The organism is Clostridiales bacterium, assembly GCA_017569285.1.
In the GTDB taxonomy this organism is placed as follows: Bacteria; Bacillota; Clostridia; order Christensenellales; family Aristaeellaceae; genus Aristaeella.
This window is the reverse complement of record CP069419.1, coordinates 2,778,704-2,796,872: the sequence shown is the minus strand read 5'-3', so window position 1 is coordinate 2,796,872 and position 18,169 is coordinate 2,778,704. Positions and strand designations below refer to the sequence as shown.

At 54.5% G+C, this 18,169-nt stretch carries 13 protein-coding genes; all 13 read right to left on the bottom strand.

The features are described 5' to 3' along the window. Positions 1-18 precede the first annotated feature (18 nt). Positions 19-1,161, bottom strand: coding sequence for a glycosyltransferase family 4 protein (locus JNO48_12370; protein QTE67968.1), 1,143 nt, complete (start codon positions 1,159-1,161; stop codon positions 19-21). A gap of 43 nt (positions 1,162-1,204) precedes the next feature. After that, the gene (locus JNO48_12365; GenBank protein ID QTE67967.1) at positions 1,205-2,341 is read right to left on the bottom strand and encodes a glycosyltransferase family 1 protein; all 1,137 of its coding nucleotides are present in this window, start codon (positions 2,339-2,341) and stop codon (positions 1,205-1,207) included. Between the two features lie 48 nt (positions 2,342-2,389). Beyond that, the gene (locus JNO48_12360) at positions 2,390-3,574 is read right to left on the bottom strand and encodes a CDP-glycerol glycerophosphotransferase family protein (GenBank protein ID QTE67966.1); all 1,185 of its coding nucleotides are present in this window, start codon (positions 3,572-3,574) and stop codon (positions 2,390-2,392) included. Positions 3,575-3,580: 6 nt separating this feature from the next. Beyond that, positions 3,581-4,942 carry an O-antigen ligase family protein gene (locus JNO48_12355; protein QTE67965.1) on the bottom strand — a complete coding sequence of 454 codons (1,362 nt, stop codon included), beginning with the start codon at positions 4,940-4,942 and terminating at the stop codon, positions 3,581-3,583. Beyond that, entirely contained in the window at positions 4,939-6,822 is a 1,884-nt protein-coding gene (locus JNO48_12350) for a GGDEF domain-containing protein (protein QTE67964.1), read from the bottom strand. The genes JNO48_12355 and JNO48_12350 overlap by 4 nt, the downstream gene beginning before the upstream one ends. Then, positions 6,819-8,165, bottom strand: coding sequence for a hypothetical protein (locus JNO48_12345; GenBank protein QTE67963.1), 1,347 nt, complete (start codon positions 8,163-8,165; stop codon positions 6,819-6,821). The genes JNO48_12350 and JNO48_12345 overlap by 4 nt, the downstream gene beginning before the upstream one ends. Before the next feature lie 91 nt (positions 8,166-8,256). Beyond that, positions 8,257-9,165, bottom strand: coding sequence for a metallophosphoesterase (locus JNO48_12340; GenBank protein QTE67962.1), 909 nt, complete (start codon positions 9,163-9,165; stop codon positions 8,257-8,259). A 176-nt stretch (positions 9,166-9,341) separates the two neighbouring features. After that, on the bottom strand, positions 9,342-10,352 hold the full coding sequence (locus tag JNO48_12335; protein QTE67961.1) for an acetylxylan esterase: 1,011 nt from the start codon (positions 10,350-10,352) through the stop codon (positions 9,342-9,344). 450 nt (positions 10,353-10,802) lie between these two features. Next, complete coding sequence (locus JNO48_12330) at positions 10,803-11,579, bottom strand: host specificity protein (protein ID QTE67960.1); 777 nt, start codon at positions 11,577-11,579, stop codon at positions 10,803-10,805. Between the two features lie 364 nt (positions 11,580-11,943). After that, positions 11,944-12,798: an SDR family oxidoreductase gene (locus tag JNO48_12325; GenBank protein QTE67959.1), complete on the bottom strand. Its 855-nt coding sequence runs from the start codon at positions 12,796-12,798 to the stop codon at positions 11,944-11,946. A 21-nt stretch (positions 12,799-12,819) separates the two neighbouring features. Then, a complete protein-coding gene (locus tag JNO48_12320) occupies positions 12,820-14,118 on the bottom strand; it encodes a glycoside hydrolase family 1 protein (GenBank protein QTE67958.1) in 1,299 nt (432 codons plus the stop codon). A gap of 14 nt (positions 14,119-14,132) precedes the next feature. After that, entirely contained in the window at positions 14,133-15,923 is a 1,791-nt protein-coding gene (locus tag JNO48_12315; GenBank protein ID QTE67957.1) for a family 43 glycosylhydrolase, read from the bottom strand. After that, positions 15,907-18,168: a family 78 glycoside hydrolase catalytic domain gene (locus tag JNO48_12310; protein ID QTE67956.1), complete on the bottom strand. Its 2,262-nt coding sequence runs from the start codon at positions 18,166-18,168 to the stop codon at positions 15,907-15,909. The genes JNO48_12315 and JNO48_12310 overlap by 17 nt, the downstream gene beginning before the upstream one ends. Position 18,169: the final 1 nt, after the last annotated feature.

Below are 18,169 nucleotides of genomic sequence, written 5' to 3'. Positions count from 1 at the left end.
CCTGCCGTGTGCCCGGCCTCAGCCGTCCAGGAGTTCCCTGTAGAGTTTGTCTGTCTGCTTCGTGATATCTTCCCACGTGTATTTCGATGCAATCACTTTCCGTGCTTCGCTGCGCTGTGCCTCCGCCTTGACGGGATCATCGCACAGGTCCTGCAGCGTTTCCCGCAGGGCTTCCGCGTTCCCGCGGGGAAAGGTGAAGCCGCTTCCGTCCATAATGGCCGTACACTCCCGGATATCGGAGGTCACACAGCAGCATCCGTAATTCATGGCCTCCAGCAGGCCAAGCGGCATGCCCTCGTGGTCGCTGGGCAGCACATACAGGTAGGCGTTGCTGTACAGTTCCTCCAGGACGGTTCCCTGCAGGAAACCGGTGAAGATGATGGAGGATGTGTCCCCGGCCATTTCATGCAGCTGCCGCACATAATCATCCGTATCCGACGAACCGCCGACGATCACCAGCTTTTTGTCCGTCCGGAGCTTCCGGTATGCTTCAATGAGGTAGTGGATTCCCTTCCCCGGATCCAGTCGGCCCAGGTAAAGGATATATTCCCGGGAGGCCAGCCCGTACTGCCCGGTGATTTCGCAGGCCGGCCGGATCTCCGCCGGTTCAACGCCATTGGGAATCAGCACCGTTTCCCGTCCGTATTCCCGGAGGAAGTATTCCTGCATGCTGCTGTTCAGCACGATGATGCGGTGCGCATGGCGGACCGCCGCTTTCTCTCCCAGCAGGATATACGCGGAAGCGAACTTTCCCCATTTCTCGCGCATATGGTCCAGCCCGTGGACCGTCACCACAACCTTCCTGCCCGTCAGCCTCGGTAGTCCGCAGAAAACGCACGGCCCTTCCGCATGGAAATGCACCAGGTCATACCGGCCGAATGCCGCCCTTACCGTCGCAAGGGCCGAGGAAGTGACGGCAGCCAGCCCGCGGCGGTCCACCGTCGGCGTCCAGATCAGGCGCACCCCCCGGTATTCCCGCGGCAGCGCCCCTTGTTTCCGGAGCTCCCTGTGCTGCCGGTCGGTTCTGTTATAGCAGGTCACGTCATATCCGATCTCTGCGAGATGCGGCGCAAGGTTGCTCACGACAACCTCCACCCCGCCGTCCCGGGAAGGGATGAATTTGTGCCCGATAATCGCGATCCGTTTGGCTGTCTTTTGCATTCTGATCACTCCGTCCTTTCACAGCAGACGGGCGGCCGGTCCGTCAGGCTTCCGGCTGTGCTGCGGAATACGCGCGAGCTTCCATCTCCAGGTAGGTCTCCTGAAGCTTCCGCGCTTCCGTATGGATATCGTACCCTGCCCGGCGGACAGTTTCCATTCCCTGCGCCCGGTTCGTTTCCGGGTGCCTTGCCGCGGCAATCCGCCCAGCCCATTCCGCGTCATCCGTGCCGAGGGAAATCCTGCACGCTTCCGGGGAGAGCAGGACCTCGTCGGTCACCCGGTCCGAGAACACGCACGGAAGCCCGGCTGCCTGCGCCTCGATGCCGACCACCGGAAGTCCTTCAAACAGCGAAGGAAGTATGAAGCAGTCCATTGCCTGATACCATTCGCTGACATCCGCCATCTGTCCCGCAAAGATCGTTTTGTCCATGATTCCAAGGCTGTTCGCCTTTTCCTTCATGGCCTGTTCCAGCTCGCCGGTGCCGATCAGCACGAGACGGGCTTCCGGAACGTCCCTGGCCACGGCCGCAAAAATATCCAGCAGCCGGCTGTGGTTCTTCTGGACGTTGAACCTTCCCACATGCCCAATCACAAAACAGTCCTGCAGTCCATACTTCTGCCGCTGCCGTTCACGGACGTCCGGCCGAAACCCGAACCTTTCCACGTCGATCGCGTTATGCAGGATCACACCGGATTCATTCCACCGTTTTTCCCCGTAATAATATATCCCCGCGTCCCTGCCGCAGCTCCAGTAATCCGTTGCCGCACCGGGAAGCAGCTGCTTGCAGACCATCTTCAGCGGATACTTGTAATCGCGGATAATCTGCGTGTTGTGCGCATGCGCAATCCGGACCCGGATCCCGGCGTCTTTTGCGCTTTGGAGCGCGTAATACCCCATGGCTTCATTGTGCGCATGAACAATCCGGATATCGGGATTTTCATGCAGGAGCTCTGCCACGTAACGCCTGTACCGGGGATAATGCACCGGGTTCAGGCCGGGGCTGACAAACACCCGTCCACCCATGCTGCGGATCTCTTCATCATATTCTCCCGGCACCGGTTTATTGGCCAGGAAGTCAAACTGGATACGGCTCCGATCGATCTCCCGGTAATAGTTCATCAGCATGGTTTCGATTCCTGCACGTGCCATATTGCTGACGGAATGCAGCACACGAAGCATCTTTCCGATTCCTCCTGCCGCTGTTTGGGGCGCGGCGCCCATTTCCTGTCATTTTTCCCCGCTCATACGGCAGAGGATCCGGTACGTCCGCTCGCAGTTTTTCTCATCCCGGACCGGGAAAAATGCTCCCAAGCGTTTCCGGTATTCTTCCTCCATCCGGAAACCGTTCCCGGCACATTCATATACGGCGTCCACCAGTGCCTCCTCTGTTCCGGAAACAGGACCGAAGCCGTGCTTTTCCGCGGAAAAGTAACCTTCCTGATAATGGTATTTTCGGAAATCCTCCGGATCAAACTGGTAATAAATCACCGGTTTTTCCATATATCCCGCATCGAAAAACACGCTGGAATAATCCGTAATCAGCAGGCTGCAGCGCATCAGCAGTGTCTGGACGTCATAATCCCGCCAGCTGGCCAGAATGATCCGTTCCGACGCAGGTTTGAACTTGTCCAGTTCATTCTGAAGCTCAATGTGGGGATAGAAAATCAGCCTGAGATCCCGCTCCTCCAGGAGACGGATCAGGCGGGAATTTCTCAGCAGGGACTGAAAATGCCGGTAAAATTCCGTTCCGTAAAACTGCTCTCCCCTGGGATAGTCTGACCCTCGCCAGGTTGGCATAACCAGGATTTCATTGGAAGGCTTGTTACCCCGAATGAGGTTGTCATAGCGGCATAATCCCGTGTATTGAATCACGCCTTCCGGAAAACCGTATTCGGATACGAGGTAATCATATTCCATCCTGCCCCCACTGGCGAAAAAGTCAACCTTCAGGCCGGGATATGTCATCATCTTCATTTTGTTTCCGATGATTCCGTGCTGCAGGAAAGCTTGTTTCCCCCGCGGCCGAATCCCGATCTGGCGCAGGTGATAAAACGTAACCAGGTCCGGAGAAGCCGGCTGCACATGAGTACCGATCAGCATATCAGCAGCCAGGTACATCAGGTAGTGCTTCAGCGATCTCCACCGGACAGTCCGACCGAGCTGTGATACCTTCCCGTAATCCGGACTTTCCGGATCGATGACAAAGCACGCGTTGACCTGCGGCTGTTGTTCCCGCAGGTAGCGGAAGAACCAGTATCCGTTATCCCGGGCGTCATACCCACGTTCCATTACCAGCCAGAGTTGGCGGTACGCTTTGTTCGTTTTCCTCAGTACCGCGGCGACGGGCCGCAGCAGCGTCAGGAGAAGCACGCCCTTCAGATAAGCCGGCAGCCGCTTCAGTATGTGCAGCATTTCCCATTATTCTCCCATCTCAATCAGCCGGATTTCATTCATCGCTTCATTCGGCGTTGGCGCTTTCCACTGCACCTGTTTCAGGGGTTCGCGGATCTGGTAGCTGTAACTCATTGGAATCAGTTTCAGACCGATACAGCTCCAGAAATAGAAGGCGGTATTATCCGTCAGGTACGTTACGGACATATAGGCCAGGATCGCGATATACAGCAATCCCGTTTCCGTATCATGCTGCTTCATCCAGTAAGAAGGATACAGGATGTAATTGATACCCGCCCACAGGGTGAATCCCAGCGCGCCGAGTTCAATAAAGATCCTCAGGATATCATTGTGAAGCGGAAACGGATGATTGATCAGTCCGTTGCTGTACCATATATTCACCAGGTCGGTCACGCCCTCAAAGCCCAGTCCCTTCCAGAACAGGGAAAGCTCATAGTAGTCATTGGGCAGCTTCCACAGGACGTCGCGGCCCATCATGTCAACACCGAGCGATTCGAGAAAAGATACCAGGATGCCGTTCCGCGTCAGATAGAGGTAGAGATAGAAAAACAGGAACAGGCTGATTCCCGTTGCCATCACACACTTTCCCGGTCTTCTGGCTTTTCGGACCAGCTTTACAAACACGCATACAAGAATCACCGCCGGCAGGACGCTGCGTTTCAGTCCCACCAGCATGAAGAAGACGGAAAGGATCACACCCCAGCGCCGGATGCGTCTCTCCGGTTTCGAGCTTTTCGGTGCAAACATCATATAGTAAATGAAAAACTGCCCGAACAGGAAAGTGATATCATGGATTTCCAGTGCGCGGACAAACCCTTCCGCTTCCCCGAAGGTGACAAGGCATGTCACTACGGATGAAATGCTCTCCGCGAAACCGTACTTGGGCATTTCCAGCAGGATGATGGCCGTGTTTGCGGCGCACATGCCGAAGAACATGTAATTGACTGCCCTGTCTTCAAACAGGTAACACATGAAAACACAGTAGATGATGATAATCGTCTGGAACAGGATCTTCTGCCCTGCCCGGCTGATGGATGCCGCCTGGGACAGATCCGTGATCCATATGTACAGGCTGACCAGGGTATAAACAGCGATCATCAGCAGGAATATCGGGAAATACCCCAGTGCCTTCCTGAGCTTCGCGAAATCAGCGGTCACAAGAAAATACAGAAAAGCGCATACAATCGTTCCGAGCACGATGACTTTCGGAAGCGCCCCGTATGTATCATTAAGGGTTTTCCAGTCTCCGAGGCCGGCAAGAACGGTGCAGGCAACAGCGAGAAATGCCACAAATACAGGACATTTCCCGCTCGCTGTCTGCTGCATCCTGCTGCCGTCACCGTTCAGCAGGAGTTTATCGCTCGTCATGATTTCTCCCCGTTTTTCCTGTCTTTGCTGCAACTTTGTGCGTCCTCCGGCACGTTCTTCCCGGAAGCGGTCTCTGAATCAGAGCCATTCTGCCCGGAATGCATCCTTTGCAGGGCAAGCCGGAGCAGATCCCGGATTTCAAAGATATGGTCCGCGCTTGAAACGGCTTTGCCGCAAATATAGTGAACCGTATGTCCCGGTTTCATGTTGTTATACTTCTCAACCTGGCGTCCGATTGCTTTCAGGATCACATCCAGCTTATCCGGCGGGCACTTCGGGAAGAAAGCATAGAAAACGCCGCTGCCGTTATGCCCTACAAATCCGTACAGGTCGCCGTAGCTCTTCAGGATCGCCGCAAAGTCCTTCAGGGCTTCATCGCCGGCTGCCCGTCCGTATTCATTGGACAGGCTGCTCAGGGAATCCATCTTCATGGCCACACAGGAAAAATTCTCATCCAGGAGCTTGTCTGACAGTTCGCCGATATATGCGTCGCACCTGGCCCGGTTCGGAATCTGAACCGTCTTGTCCACATACCGGAAATAGTCGATAAAGTCCAGTGCTCTTCCCAGCAGTACAGCTCCGATGCCGCCCACCAGCACAAACAGTACGATGGCCAGCGCAAGGTACAACTTGATGTTCACCGTTGGCTGGACGTTGATGCTGCTGATCATCGCCAGGTAATTTGCGCTCAGCTGGCGGTTCAGTTCGCGTCCTGTGTTTTCCACATACTGATAGTATTTAGTCGCCAGTTCCGCACAGTGAGCGATCTTTTCACGAATTTCTTCGGGGCTGAATGTTTTCTGTCCCGATGTGCGGTGTACGGTTTCGAATACAGACAGCAGGTATTCCTTGTGCGCCTTTTCGATTGTTTTCTGCTGGACATCGATGTTCAGGTTCACGTATTCCTGGATCAGCTCGTCATAGGTGGTTTCCTTGCTGCTGTGTTCGTGGTTGTACTCCACGTCCTTCAGGATGGACTCCGTTCCGTTCTCCGCACTCTGGTAATGATAATCCATCATTTCCTTGTTGCGGGCACTGTAATTGTCAATCAGTTTCTTCAGGAAATCAGCCCGTTCCTGGCGGTTCCCGATATTCAGCTGCAGATCCTCACAGTCTTTTGTCAGCCGGCTCACCAGCAGGTCGATATCATCCGTCTCTGCATCGGACAGGATCGCTGCATAGAGGCCCGGAATCTCATAATTGTACAGCAGGCGGTAGATCCGGTACAGGTCATTGTATGTATATCCCGTTTCCACCGACCGGAAATACGGATAGTCCTCTCTTTTGCTCAGTAGGTAATCCAGCATTTCCGAAATGGAATCCTCCAGCACCTGCGTGCTTTCCATATAGTCGTAGTTTCCCTCCGCCAGCACGGAAACGCCGTTGCCCTGCAGCTGTTCCTCCACATACTTGCCCGCATAGAACTCGTAGTAATTCTTGATTATGGCATCCAGCATATTCCAGGCATAATCCTCACCGGTATCATTGTCGCCGACGAAATATACCCGGTAGGTATCTGTTACATAGGAGGGATCCTCTCCCTTTTCCACCAGTGCCTCATTCAGCTTCTGCCGGGTTTCCGGAATCACTTCTTCCACATAGCAGTTGGAACGGACGGAATCAATATTGGAATGGTATCCCAGATCCGTCATGGCCGCGTCAATCACCGTCGAAGAATAGATTTCCTCCACATTCAGCGGACTCCCGTCCGGCGTATACCCTTCCTTGGCCGCAGAGTTTGTATACTGGATCACCGTAGATGCAACATACCGCTGTTGGGATTTTGCGTAGAAATAGATCAGCAGGGAGCCGATAGCGGACAAAAGAAAGATCAGCAGGCTGAATTTCTTCAGATAGCGCAGAATGCTGAATTGTCTCATACTTCATTCTCCTTGTCTGAAAAAATGTTCCACAGCAGCACGCAGGCCAATACTGCAATCATGATCAGTACGGCATAAAGAATGGAACGAACCAGGCCGATCTGATCCTTAAAACCTGTGCTGTCGTCACTGAAGCTGATATAGTTGCGGGCCCTTGCGCTCGTATATGTGCTGTCCACCGCTTCGATATCCGCGGCAAGCTTATCCAGCGTTGCCTCCATCTCATGGATCATGGCATCCGCCTTCTCCGCCTTTTTCCGGTCGGATACGGCTGCCCCCAGCTTTTCTATCAGATAGGTGCTGTATTTAATCTGTTCCATCCGTTCTGCGGCGCCTTCCAGCTGTGCGTCTGCATGAAGGGCCATATTGTCCATCCCGGTTTTGGTCCTGGACATGTAATACTGCAGTGTCTGGTCCTGGGTGGGAATCATGACGACCGCGCTCATCGCCGCATCATACAGCCGGATTCCATTGTTGTCCTCATCGTATGCAGCCATCAGTTTGTCGTACATCAGGCGGTCCATGCGGTTTTTGTAATCCAGCATACTGACCAGCCCGGCTTGATCGTTCGCAATCCCGTTTTCAATGATATAGGAACGAAGCCTGGCAAGGTCATAGGTATAAAAGCTGTTCACCCGTTGTTCCAGGGCGGAGAAGGAATTCCCGGTATCCGGGTCCTGGTAGTTTTTGCTCTCCCGCTGGCGAAGCTGCACATATTTCTCCAGCTGGCTGCACTTGAGCTCCAGCAGATCCACAGCCAGCAGATACTCATCATTGAATTTCAGGTCATCGGTATCAAAAGCCAGGATGGAATGGTTGTATCCGTAGTGCTCCACGAAGTATTCACGGTATGCTTTGCAGAGGAGCGAAAGCATATCGTCTGCTGTCCTTCCGGCCATCGCATCGTTGACTGTAAACCGGACGACAAATGATGTGCTGATATAGTTTACATTTCCGCTGACGCTTTTGTCATGCGTTGCCTGGACGCTGATGCATTTGCTCAGTTCTTCCGGCGTGATTTTCCCTTCCAGTCCGGCATATTCAATCAGCCGTTCCATCACCTTGCCGCTCTGGATCTCGAAGATGTTGAACCGTGTCTGACTGGGCGTCAGGCCTTTGGAAGCCTCCTCATAATCCAGCGAAAGCACCGTGCTTGCCGTGCGATCGCTTTTGGCATAGTGAAAACCGCAAAAAGCCACAAAAATGACCAGGAAAACAGCCAGGAAGACGTACCACCGCTTCCGGAACACCTCGGCAGCATTCCGGATGCCGTTCCACACTCTGCCGGAAATGCCGGATGAACCCGCATCCCCGGCCGCTTTGAATCTGTTTTTCTTGTTCATTGTTTCTCCTTCCTGTTTCTGAAACCGTTCCGCCAGTGTGCCGCTTCACTTTCCGGTTTTCCTTTCGTTCGGCGGCTGTGCTGCAGAGCGCTCAATACCGGTTAATGTCGATCACAACCAATTCAGGGAGGTTGTTGATCCTCGGCGGAAACGGCTTTGAATCGCCGAGTCCCGCGCTGATGATCAATATCTGTTGTTTTTCCAGCTTATATTCCCCCGCGGTGAAGCGCGGGAAGAATCCTTCTTCCTGGGTATACAGGCCGCCAATAAAAGGAAGCCTCACAATTCCGCCATGCACATGCCCAGCAATTCCCAGGTCGAAATCGTATATGGACAGCTGCGGTTCGAAGATAATCGGGACATGGTCCATCAGGATGCTGTACGCATACGGATTGATCACGGTCTTATCCATGAATTCCCGCCCTCCGTATGCTTCAAATCCGTAAGGGCTGCCTTCCACCCCGATCAGCTGGATCACGTCATTCCTGATCCGGATTTCTTCTGTCGCGTTGCGCAGCAGTTTCAGTCCCGCGTTTTTGAATTTTTCGGGCAGTTCCCTGTCGTCCCGGTAATAGATCCGTTCGCTCTCATGGTTGCCGAGAACTCCGTAGCAGGGGGCGATCCCGGATAATTCAGATACAAGATTCAGCATAGGCTGGTAATCTTCCTCATCCAGGATCACCATGTCGCCCGGGAAAAGAATCAGATCAGGATCCAGGGCACGGATATCGGAAATCAGTGTCCTGTTGTTTTCCCCGTATTCCCGGTTATGGATGTCGGAGATGACTGCTATTCGGATATTGCCGCTGACTTTGCCGGACGTTTCCTGATAGAAGGTAATCCTGTAATGGGTCTGCGTATACAGGCTGTATATATACACAGCCACGCCGATGATTATCATCAGGACGATAAAAGCAATCAGAATACGAAGGAGTCCCCGCAGAAATCTGCTTTTCTGCTTCGTTGTTTGCATCATTCCAGGCACACTCTCAGTTTTCATGAAAACAGTTGCTCCCGGTTTTTATCTGTTCTGATTGGTCTTCTCTCTATTATATCAGCAGTGTTCTTGAAAGACAAGGTAAATTACATCGCACAGTTCAATCCTGCACTTTGGAAAAGATTTGATTGAATCAAGTATAGATGAGAAAAAACCTATTGCAAAGATCGCCTGTGCCCTTATCTCCATCCGGTCACTTCATCAAAAACCGGCCAGGCGTCCGCGGCGTAGAAGCGGTGTCCGCCATTGCCGATCACATGACGCACATTTCCCGGCGTCCCGGCAGTGTGGTAGTATTCCCGGGCCACGGCAAATTCCCGGCTGGCTGATTCCAGCGGGAACAGCGGATCCTCCGTGCCGCCCACGACCACCATCGGCCGGGGCGCCGTCATGCCCGCGAGATCCCCCATATCAAAATACTTCATGATCCCCGGAACATAGTTGCAGGCGCAGTGCTGCCGGACCCCGATGGATTCCATATATCCGCAGAAGGATGAGGCGGGCATCACCGCGGCGATGCGCTGTTCCAGCGCGCCGGCATAGCAGGCGACGGTGCCGCCGCCCGACTGGCCCATCAGCGCGATCTTCCCGGCGTCGATCATGTCAAAGTGCGCGGTCACACAGTCGATTCCCCGCATCACGTCCCATACCCGTTCCCCCACCAGCGTGCGCCCCAGCAGGAGCGCCGACATGGCGGGCAGGCCGCATTGGGAGCCCGCAGAAGTTCCTCCGCGTTCTCCGAACGCGCGCTGCTCCATTACCAGGGCTGCCTGGCCCCGGCGCACGATCTGGAGGCCGAAATCCCGGTCGCCGTCCCCGATCTTCAGCTCGTCCCCCTCATATTTCACCCGGCCCAGGGAAATGTGGCAGCCTTTGGTATGCCCCTGCAGGCAGATCACCATCGGCAGCCGGCCTTCATATTCCTTCGGCAGCAGCAGGTAGCAGCACACGTCCGCCAGCGGCTCGCTGGCATAGGTAAAGCGGATCTCCCGGAAGTCCTCCCGCATTTCATCGTATTCGATGGCGAATCCGTCGCTTTCCGGCATCTCCAGCGGCAGGCCGAGCAGCTCCGCCAGCTTTTGACGGGCAGTCTCCTGCCATTGTTCAAACGGCACGCTGCCGTCATACTTCATCGCACGCGGGGCATGCCGCATCAGTTCCAGGTGCTTTTCCATCGGATCGTAATGCATTTCATTCACTCCGTTACCAGTTGTCCGGTTATCCTCTGATCAGATTATAATGTTCCTCCCGCCCGATGGCAAGCCTGCCGCATTCATCATCCACCTGACAATATCCGTTGAAAAAAGCGGGGCTGTCTCATTCTGAGGCAATCTCCGCTTTGCTTTTTTCTCCACCGGCCATCTTCCGTCTTTCTCGGGAAAGGATGCCCGTCTTTCAGTTCTCCCCGGCCGTACCCGGAAACAGTTACAGTTTGAACACTCCGGTTGCTTCCAGGATGATTAGGATGATGACGATGACCAGCAGGCCGGATACAATCCCGATCACCCAGTCCATGGTTTTCACGCTCACATGGATCCGGTCATACCAGGATTCCTTCCTGTTCTGGACGGCCTGGGAAAAAGCCCCCAGTTTCCGCTCACGCTGTTCCAGCTCTTTCTCGCAGTATCTCCCTTCACGTTTTATGTCCTGATCTTTCGGACGGCATCCGCCAGGTAAGCGCTGAGGATTCTCGCATCCTGGGCGATTGTCATCCATTGAACGCCCCGGTCCTGCAATTCCCTGCAGGATTCTTTGGAAGGCCCAGCGCAGGAGCCGCAGTACTTCCCGTTTGCCGCGGCTGCCCGGGCTGTCCGCCGCTGGATATCCGCAATCAGGGCCGGCTTGTCTTCAGGATCGATGCCGGTCATGGACATTCCCAGATCGGCCGGCCCCACAAACAGGGAATGATACCCGGGTACTTTCGCAATCTCCTCCAGGTGATCGACCGCTTCCATACTTTCAATCTGGAGAATCTTCCATACCTCATCCCGGGCAGCCTTCAGGTATTCCGCTTCATTGTCGAGCCCGTATCGGATGGCGCGCAGCGGCCCGATCCCCCGCTTGCCGCCGTCAGCGGGATAGGTGCAGGCCTCCACGGCTTTCCGCGCAATCTCCGGGGTATTTACAAAAGGAAAGATAACGCCGTCCGGCCCCATGTCCAGGGTGTTCTTGATCTGATAATACTCCACCCCCGGAACACGCACAAAGGCGCAGGCGCCCGCTGACTGCGCAGCCAATACGTGATGATAGATTTCACGGCGGTCCATCATCCCGTGTTCGGAATCAATCCACACAAAATCGCAGCCGGAATAGCCGACGATCTCGCTGACCGAAGCGTCCGCCAGGAGAACGAACACGCCGATGACCGTTTCCCCCCGTTCCATTTTCCCTGTTATTTTCCGCAGTCTTTCGTTCATTGCCCTTCCCCTTTCTCCGGATCCATTCAGGCAGGCCGTGCTGCAGCAGATGTGTTTTGTTTCTCGAAATGGAAGTGATTAGAACGGGATTCCATTCCCTTTTTCACCGCCACTATACATAGAATCCAATCTCCCTGTCAAACTTTCATTCTCCGATGCAGCCAACGAAAAAGAGCTTCTGATTTCTCAGAAGCTCTTTGGTGCGGGAAACAGGACTTGAAGATGTTGTGTATTGTTCCTGATCAATCCTCATTTTTCCTTACCGGATTCCATTTTCGTGAAAATATAATGAGATTTTCGTGGGATTTGGAACGCCGAACAGTATGGCTTCAGTTCTCAGCAGAGCTAATCGTCAATCTGGTATTTACACTCCGGAATACACAGAAAACCCGCCGTCGATCGGAATGGTCACACCGGTGATGAAGCCAGCAGCATCGTTGTTCAGTAAGAAGAGTACGGCGCCGGACAGCTCCGTTTCACTGTCGCCGAAACGGCCCATCGGGGTAGCGGCCAGGATCTTGCCGGTTCGTTCCGTGGGCGTTCCGTCTGGATTGAAAAGCAGCGCGGCGTTTTGTTTCGTGGCGAAGAAGCCAGGGGCAATGGCATTGACCCGGATACCAGCTTTGCTGAAATGCACCGCCAGCCACTGGGTAAAGTTGGTCACTGCCGCCTTCGCGCCGGAATAAGCCGGAATCTTGGTCAGCGGACAGTAGGCGTTCATGGAGCTGATATTCAGGATATTGCAGCCTTCCCTTCCAACCATCTGGCGCGCAAAGGCCTGGGTAGGCAGCAGGGTGCCGATGAAGTTCAGGTTGAAGACGAATTCCACACCGGATTTGTCCAGGTCAAAAAACGATTTCGTTTCGCTCTCAATATCACCCGGCTCAAAGTATTCTTTATCAGTGGTCGCTTTCGGATTGTTACCGCCCGCGCCGTTAATCAGGATGTCGCAGGGACCCAGGTCTGCCAGCACTTCATCCGCCACCTGGTAACAGATTTCCTTGTCCAGCACGTTGCAAGCGTAAGCTTTCGCGATGCCGCCTTCGTCCCGGATCTCCTGCGCAAACCGATCCGCATTGTCAAAGTTCAGGTCCAGCAGGGCAACCTTCGCTCCCGCCCGGGCCAGCGCCTTCGCGAAACACGAGCACAGCACACCGCCCGCGCCGGTTACTGCGGCAACTTTCCCGGTCAGATCCGTATTCAGTACGTTCTTCAGCATGTGGTTTCTCTCCCCCTCATTCTATATCTGAGCATTCCCATGATGGTATTTCCCCAGATAAAACAGGCTCTCTTTAGGAACACGCTTCAGCGTCTGCCGGTCAACTGCGATAAGGCCAAAGGTCATGCCAAAGCCTTTCTGCCACTCAAAATTATCCATCAGGCTCCAGTGGCAATAACCTTTCACAGGGATCCCGTCATTCAGGCAGTCCTCAACGCCCTGCAAAGCCCTGCGGATGAATTCCACCCGACGGGTGTCGTCAGCCGTAGCAATGCCGTTCTCGGTGACAATCAAATCCCCTTTGAACACCTCATGTACCTTGCGGATCACATGCTCCAGGGCCTCCGGATAGAACTCATAATCCATCTGCGTCAGTTCAGCCCCCTCAGGACATGGAAGCTGGCCTTCCGGTCCATATTGGGTGCGGGTATAATTCTGTACACCCAGGAAATCATCTCCCTGAATGTAGGGAAGATAGTGGCGGAATTCCTCATCCCAGGCTTTCTCTGCAAAGGCTTGTCCGCCGGGAAGCGCCTGCAGATCGTGGAGCGACAGAGTGATGCCAACCTGGATTTCAGGATGAATGGCTTTGATGGCTTCCTTGGCTGCCTGATGAGCGCGGAATACCAGGATGTCGCCTTCCGGGGTACGGGAAGAAACAAAAATCTGCGGTTGTGGGGTGCCGAAGATTTCCGCGTTCTCCATAGCGGCATACTTTATGTTTTCCATCATCTTCTGGAAATTCATACCCACCTGCACTGTGCCTTCTGCCTTCTGCGCGTTCTTCCGGGCCTGCCGGGCCATCAGCTCAAAGCGTTTGGAGATAGCCGCCAGCTGCAGGCCCATGTTGGCTTCATTGATGGTGCAGATATATCTGATTTCATCGCCCAGCTTTTCGGCCACATAGGCAGCATAGCGGCGGAAATATCCGATGGTGTTTTCGGCCTCCCAGCCACCCTTTTTGATCAGCCATACCGGGCTGGTGAAATGCATCAGCGTCACTATGGGTTCCACGCCGTTTTCCCGGCAGCAGTGAATTACCTTCCGGTAATGCCGGATCTCATTCTCATCAAAGCGTCCTTCTTCCGGCTCAATTCTCGCCCACTCGATGGAGAAACGATAAGCGTTCAATCCGGCCTGCGCTAAAAGACGGATATCTTCTTCATATCGGTTATAGTGATCACAGGCGATGCCGCTGGGCTCCGTAAAGCTGGAATGGGGCATCTGCTCCTGCGCCCAGTAATCGCTGTTAATATTATTGCCTTCCACCTGATGGGCGGCGGTGGACGCCCCGATCAAAAAGCCTTTGGGGAACGACATAGCGAAATCCCTCCTTACAGTTGAATACAGGTACCCTCAGTAATGCCGCTTTCGTTAAAAGCGTCTACACGCACAAAGTAATCTCTGCCTTTGATCAGCGCGCCGACGCGCTTCTCTCCCGTCTGGAAAACCATATAGCTGTGATACAGTTTTTCCGGGCTGTTTCCGAACAGAATGTTATAACCCAGCGTATGATCCTGCGGTTGAATGGAAACCGTCATATCCAGATCGCTGTCCCGCCGGGCTGTGAACACAGGCACAGCCGGCTTCTCGCCATGCTCCAGGCCGAACACCCGCAGGCCGGAGATACAGGGCTGTCGGCCATAGGGCACCGATATATCGGAAAGGCGCAGAAAACGTACCCGGAAGCCTTCTTCCCGGAGAATCAGGTCGTGGGACAGATCTGTCTGCGCGTCGGACTTATCCGTAATAACAAACCACGCCTTCCCGTCGGTGCTTCCCGTCAGTTTCCATTGAGTGGTCAGATCCCGTTCTTCAATATACCGGGCCTGGCTGCCGCCCGACACCTGCCCGGGACAGGGAATGTCGATTTGATCATCGGCAAAATTAATCTGGATGGCATGCACATCAAATTCCCGGCCCAGATCGATCTGCAGCCATTCGTGCCGGTCCGCGGATGCGGCCTGCCACCAGTTTTGCACGTTTTCCTCCGTGGCTTTTTCCGGCTCATGGCCATCCGTGAATGAAGAAGCTATGGCCTTTTTGCCCGCACTCAGCAGCATCCAGGCGGGATTGCGCCAGGGATCACCCTCCAGGGTCATGGGCCAGTCTCCGTAGCGCTGGTTGCAGAAAAGCTCACCGTCCGCATCGAAGCCTGCGGGCCAGATCCCCACCCGGCGTTCAAAATCATGATTCATGCTGATCCGCATGGTGGATGTGTGCCACCAGTTACCCTGTTCATCCCGCATGGTGCTGCCATGCCCCGCGCCGGGCAGGAAGCCGCCGGGCTTATAGGAATATGGATTATTGTCTGCCAGCGTGAAGGGCCCCAGCGGGCCGGAACTCACATACACGCCGTCGGAGTAGGTATTGTACTGGGTGCCCGGGCAGGCGTATTGCAGATAATACCTGCCATTCTGTTTGTCCATCCAGGCCCCTTCGATATAAGGTTTTCTGGAGAACATGCCCCGGATTAGCGGCTTCACCTGTTCCGGCACCTGATCCTCAGAAATGCCCTGCCGCTTGTGGAACGCTTCGTAAGCCGCGTCTATTTCAGCTTCAGAGGCAGGCAGCTGACTGTTATCCTCTCCCACTCGCTCATAGCCGATTTCAAAGGGATGGCCTTCCACCAGCACACGCTTTTCACCGATGGGCTGCATGGTTTGGGGATCGAGTTCCACGCCCCAGATGGGCGTGATATTGGAGCATCCCCAGTAGAAATACACCCGCCCGTCATCGTCAATGAACAGGTTGGGATCCCAGAAAGGAAAGCTGCCTTCAATCTTTTCGTAGGGCCCGTTCAGGATATCCTTTGTACGGTACCGGTCACAGTTCTCTTCCCGCCGGGAGGCGCAGTAATATACCCAGTCGCCCATCACCCGTACGTCGGGGGCGTAATCATACAAAGGCAGTTCCCTGGGAAGCCGATGGTTCTCCCAGTTGGACAGATCATCGGATACCCACACGCCCAGCGTCATGGAAGCAAAGATATAATACCGGCCATGGAAAAAGATCATGGAAGGGTCAGCAGCTTCCCGGCAGATCTGGATTTTTCCGTGCAGCCTGGGATCGGCATTAAACTGATAACGGTAGTTAATGTTGACGGGATTACAGAGATACTTCATAGCTGTACGCACCTGCCTTCACCTGGTATTTCCTGCCATCCGGCAGTATGATTTCAGCCGAAACGGGGACCGCGATATTCATCAGAATCTGATCGTTTTCATATTGCCATTCGCTGCGGATCTCACCCACGGGAGAAAGCCATTTTGCCTCCGCGTGGCCCAGGGAGGGATGCGGGTAAGGACGGATCGTCAGTTTGCCTGCTTCCGGTTGAATGCCGCACACGCCGCTGAACAGCCACCCGCAAACAGCCCCATAGGAATAGTGATTCAGGGAATCGTGCACTGTGCCGTCAGGCCGCACGCCGTCCCAGGTTTCCCAGATCGTAGTCGCGCCCTGCTTCACTTCATACAGCCAGCCGGGACAGTCCTTCTGCAAAAGCAGCTTATAGGCGGTATCTGTGTGGCCGTTTTCCGCCAGCACCCGGCACAGATCGGGAGTGGACAGGAAGCCGGTATTCAAATGATATCCGTTTTTGATCACCAGCGCGTTCAAAGCGTCTGCCGCTTGTTGGTTTTCTTCCCCATCCAGAAGGCCAAAGGCAATGGGCCGCACGTATTCGCACTGCCGGTCAGAGATAATTTGGCCATCCTTCAGGCAGCAGAAGCGATAGGCTTTTTTTGCTTTTTCCGCAATTTCAGCGTAACGCGAAGCATCCTCAGGTTTTCTCAGGACTTCGGCGATTTGCGCCAGTAAAGAAGCGGAACGATAATAATATGCGGTAGCCACTTCCGGCGCACCTTCCGTGGCGTTTTTCCGCATGGCGAGCATATTATTCACATCCGGTTCGCACCATTCGCCGAAGTGGAAGCCCTGGTCTGCCAGGTATTCTTTCCAGGGATTGTTCTCGTTCTGAGGCCTTGTGTTTTCCCTTGCCCTGTTTTCACAGAAGGCCAGCCAGCGGGTCATCATATCGTAGTTTTCTTCCAGGATGGCTGGCTCCCCATAAGCCTGATACAGCGCCCAGGGCACCAGAATACAGGCATCTCCCCACCCGGCGCTGCCCTGAAGCATCATGGTAATCTGATTCCGTTGATCGTTAACAGGCGCGATATTCTGTACCAGGCCATTTTCTTCCTGGGCTGATCGGCATTCGCCCAGCCATTTGCGCAGTACAGGATAGCAGTCCATGAGATAAGCAGCGGTGGGGGCGAATACACCCGCGTCACCCGTCCAGCCCGCCCGCTCTCTGGTCGGGCAGTCGGTAGGGATATCGCAGAAATTGGAACGCATGCTCCACAGGCTGTTTTGGAACAGGCGGTTCACATCCGCGTTTCCGCAGGTGAAGAAACCCGTCTGAGGCATCCGGGAATACACTGCGATGGCGGTGAATTGGGCGTCCGTCAGATCAATGTCCGTTTCCACTTTGGCATAGCGGAAACCGTGAATGGCAAAACTGGGTTTGTACACGTTCAGGCCGTCTTTGCATGTATATTCGGTTTTCTGGGGAATGCCGCCGTTTTTGTTGCGATCCCCTGGCTCAAAGTTTTTCTGGGTGAAGTTTCCATTCTCATCCAGGGTTTCCCCATGCCACAGGATGATTTTCTGGCCAGCATTGGCGGTAACGCGCAGTTCCGTATAGCCTGCCAGGTTTTGGCCAAAGTCAACAACCGTTTCACCGTTGGGTGTTTTGATGATCCTGCCCGGAAAGCGTTCCTGCTCCAGGATGGGCACGCTCTGGGTCTCTGCCAGATTGTCAAAGCTGAAGTCCCGCACAGTCACGCCGTGCCAGTCGGTAATCTTCTCCATCCGGGCGTCATAGATTTCACCGATTTCCAGATCATTCTCCCGAATGGGGCCGGATTGACTGGCCTCCCAGGTTTCATCACTGCACAAAATGACGGATCCGTTCAATTCCAGCTGGCAGAGCAGGGCCAGGTCATCCCCGTAAAAATTCCGCAGGCCGTCGATACCCACGCCGCCCCGATACCAACCGTCGCCCAAGGTGACGGCCAGCTCGTTTTCACCGGTTTTCAGCAGTTCCGTTACATCATAGCACTGCACTGTCAGGCGCTTGCGGTAATCCCCGGTGCCGGGCGCCAGCACAAAATCACCCACCCGCTTCCCGTTCAGGAAAGCGGCGTACAGGCCATGGCAGGTGATATACAGGCGTGCGCTGCCGGGCATTTCTACGGTGAACCGGCGGCACAGGCAGGATGCAGGCTGTTTGACTCCCGCATCATGGGCCATCTCGGGGTCGATCCATTGGGCCTGCCAGGCTGGAAGGACCGCATTCCTGATCAGCATT

What these genes read in the sequence shown, in the direction of transcription:
- JNO48_12365 (QTE67967.1), bottom strand. Translation starts at nt 2,341, where the DNA reads ATGCTTCGTGTGCTGCATTCCGTCAGCAATATGGCACGTGCAGGAATC.
- JNO48_12350 (QTE67964.1), bottom strand. Translation starts at nt 6,822, where the DNA reads ATGAGACAATTCAGCATTCTGCGCTATCTGAAGAAATTCAGCCTGCTG.
- JNO48_12325 (QTE67959.1), bottom strand. Translation starts at nt 12,798, where the DNA reads ATGCTGAAGAACGTACTGAATACGGATCTGACCGGGAAAGTTGCCGCA.
- JNO48_12320 (QTE67958.1), bottom strand. Translation starts at nt 14,118, where the DNA reads ATGTCGTTCCCCAAAGGCTTTTTGATCGGGGCGTCCACCGCCGCCCAT.
- JNO48_12345 (QTE67963.1), bottom strand. Translation starts at nt 8,165, where the DNA reads ATGAACAAGAAAAACAGATTCAAAGCGGCCGGGGATGCGGGTTCATCC.
- JNO48_12310 (QTE67956.1), bottom strand. Translation starts at nt 18,168, where the DNA reads ATGCTGATCAGGAATGCGGTCCTTCCAGCCTGGCAGGCCCAATGGATC.
- JNO48_12330 (QTE67960.1), bottom strand. Translation starts at nt 11,579, where the DNA reads ATGAACGAAAGACTGCGGAAAATAACAGGGAAAATGGAACGGGGGGAA.
- JNO48_12315 (QTE67957.1), bottom strand. Translation starts at nt 15,923, where the DNA reads ATGAAGTATCTCTGTAATCCCGTCAACATTAACTACCGTTATCAGTTT.
- JNO48_12360 (QTE67966.1), bottom strand. Translation starts at nt 3,574, where the DNA reads ATGCTGCACATACTGAAGCGGCTGCCGGCTTATCTGAAGGGCGTGCTT.
- JNO48_12370 (QTE67968.1), bottom strand. Translation starts at nt 1,161, where the DNA reads ATGCAAAAGACAGCCAAACGGATCGCGATTATCGGGCACAAATTCATC.
- JNO48_12335 (QTE67961.1), bottom strand. Translation starts at nt 10,352, where the DNA reads ATGCATTACGATCCGATGGAAAAGCACCTGGAACTGATGCGGCATGCC.
- JNO48_12355 (QTE67965.1), bottom strand. Translation starts at nt 4,942, where the DNA reads ATGACGAGCGATAAACTCCTGCTGAACGGTGACGGCAGCAGGATGCAG.
- JNO48_12340 (QTE67962.1), bottom strand. Translation starts at nt 9,165, where the DNA reads ATGAAAACTGAGAGTGTGCCTGGAATGATGCAAACAACGAAGCAGAAA.